Here is a 2,048-nt window from a genome sequence, read left to right on the forward strand (position 1 = left end):
GATGACAAAAGTATATTTGAGCCAAAATAACAATAATGACATTAGGGTAGACCCTAATGTCACCTAATAAGAATAGATACGGAACAGAAATTTGGCATCGTGTCTTTATCAATGGTATTTATTGAAATGTGCTTAAATTAACGCAAAATTGAGTCAAACCATAATTTTTTACTTTGAGTTATTTCTTGCTGAATAGAAAATAGCGACTTCTTACGTAAGATACAATTGATAGGCAAAGTTATGAATAAGAAACAAATTATGATGGCAACAGCGTTAGTGTCTACACTGACTCTTTCTGGCTGTGCATCAAACGATGAAATTATTGAGCAACAAAAGCAACAAGCAGAGCAAATTAATACGCTTGATTCAAAAGTAAATACATTAGAGAGCCAATTACAAAGACAACAAAATGCAGATAAACAAATATCTCAAGTTGTTAGTCAATTACATACGAAACAAAATAATCTGAATCAGCAAGTTGAACAAACGGCTAAAATCTATTCGATTAAACAAAATGACACACTATCTAGTGTTGCTAAAGAGAATGGAATGAGTCTAGAGGCACTGCTTCAATTAAATCCTCAGATTGAAAAACCTAATAGCTTACTTATTGGTCAAATGATCAATATTAAATAATAGCTAGAATACTTGAAGTATAAATATCTCGAAGGTCGCCTAATTGGTGACCTTTTTCTTAGCAGGTGAGCTAGAGGGATTAAACGCAGGCGTTAAGTCTTATCCATTTTCCCTAGATACCAGAATTAACCTTAGAAGCAATGTGTTTATATGTTAGTGAAATTTTTTTCGATTGTATTTATTCTGCTAGGCATTTCTGGCTGTGCAGCAATTGACAGCAAAAGACCTGAACTTACTGATGAAAGTAACCCTCCAGTTAGAATACTTGTTACTCGATGGGGCGAGAACCCTGTGTGGCCAGTTATTTCCTCATGCGGAAAGGATGAAATACCTATTGTTGTTAACACCAGTGATAAAAAAAATGGCTCAAAAGTAAGAACCTACCTATGCGAAAAAAACAAAAAGAGCGATTAATTTAGCGGATTTTCTGTTGCTTGCGATCACGTTTTCATTCAAATATCGATAAAATGAGTCATAACTTCATTGTCATGTGACATTAAGGCAGACCCTAATGTCATAGGGCTGAACTATGGAAAAAGATTGAGAACCATACGTTTCGTAATAAAAAGGCTAAAATAAAAGTGGACACAAAAATAATGTGTCCCTATGGATTATCTAAAGAGTGCAATAAAATAGTTATGTATACCCAATTCATAGCTAACCAACAAGTAAGCACAAATAATAATTGACCAATAAACGGACCTAAAACCCAAAGAATTTGTTTTTTTAACTTCATTAAAAGGATCAATAGCAAAACATTTATTACATACTGTCGCCTCTTTCGGTAAAGGGCTTCCACAATGATTGCAATTACTTAACATAAATTATTCATCAAATGTCAGAGGTTCGACTTTAACCCCGTAGTTTTTGCTACCCCATGTTTGGCTATTGAGTTCTTGTTGATACTTATCTTCAATTTTGCCTTCAACCACATGATAGGCAACTGACAGAAAGGCGGTAAAAGCCAAAACGCCCCCAACTACACGAATATTTTGTTTTTGACCTCTTTTCATATACATCAACTCATTTTAAATAACAAAAATATCATTTATCACCAAAAGGTTTAAATATGAACAAAAAAATGAGCTTTGTTGCATGTGGAAGCCCTTTATTTATCGGACTTGCTTTATATCTCGCAGGAATTACCTATTTCATGCTCTCTGGGGTAAACATCGATGCCGTGACGGCCTAATACCCTCATTGAGCAAGAAGTGATTCTCATGACGATATTCGCTATCAAAAATCACTAATGCTTTATCTGCTTATTGGTTTTGGAATAGCAGTAGTCACCAACGTAGTCGTGCTAGTGATCACGTTTTCATTCAAATATAGCTAAAATGAGTCATAACTTCATTGTCATGTGACATTAAGGCACACCCTAATGTCATCTAGCTAAAAACTGTATATTAAGT

Annotated in this window: 4 protein-coding genes; 3 read left to right on the plus strand and 1 reads right to left on the minus strand. The window is 34.4% G+C overall.

The genetic code is table 11. The annotated features are described in order from the left end of the window. The first annotated feature begins 240 nt into the window (after positions 1-240). Positions 241-636: a LysM peptidoglycan-binding domain-containing protein gene (locus PX700_RS21890; RefSeq protein ID WP_479521935.1), complete on the plus strand. Its 396-nt coding sequence runs from the start codon at positions 241-243 to the stop codon at positions 634-636. A gap of 150 nt (positions 637-786) precedes the next feature. Next, positions 787-1,050 (plus strand): hypothetical protein, encoded by a 264-nt coding sequence (locus tag PX700_RS21895; RefSeq protein WP_479521936.1) that lies wholly within the window; start codon positions 787-789, stop codon positions 1,048-1,050. A 410-nt stretch (positions 1,051-1,460) separates the two neighbouring features. Here the strand turns inward: PX700_RS21895 and PX700_RS21900 are convergent, their stop codons facing one another. After that, entirely contained in the window at positions 1,461-1,649 is a 189-nt protein-coding gene (locus PX700_RS21900) for a hypothetical protein (RefSeq protein WP_479521937.1), read from the minus strand. Between the two features lie 56 nt (positions 1,650-1,705). On the opposite strand from PX700_RS21900, the gene PX700_RS21905 reads away from it, so the two are divergent. After that, positions 1,706-1,828, plus strand: a complete 123-nt coding sequence (locus PX700_RS21905; RefSeq protein ID WP_479521938.1) for a hypothetical protein — start codon at positions 1,706-1,708, stop codon at positions 1,826-1,828. The last annotated feature ends 220 nt before the right edge of the window (positions 1,829-2,048 follow it).

It is taken from the genome of Pseudoalteromonas sp. TP27, assembly GCF_056470645.1.

Coding starts and splice junctions, on each gene's coding strand:
- PX700_RS21905 (WP_479521938.1), top strand. CDS start 1,706: ATGAACAAAAAAATGAGCTTTGTTGCATGTGGAAGCCCTTTATTTATC.
- PX700_RS21895 (WP_479521936.1), top strand. CDS start 787: ATGTTAGTGAAATTTTTTTCGATTGTATTTATTCTGCTAGGCATTTCT.
- PX700_RS21900 (WP_479521937.1), bottom strand. CDS start 1,649: ATGAAAAGAGGTCAAAAACAAAATATTCGTGTAGTTGGGGGCGTTTTG.
- PX700_RS21890 (WP_479521935.1), top strand. CDS start 241: ATGAATAAGAAACAAATTATGATGGCAACAGCGTTAGTGTCTACACTG.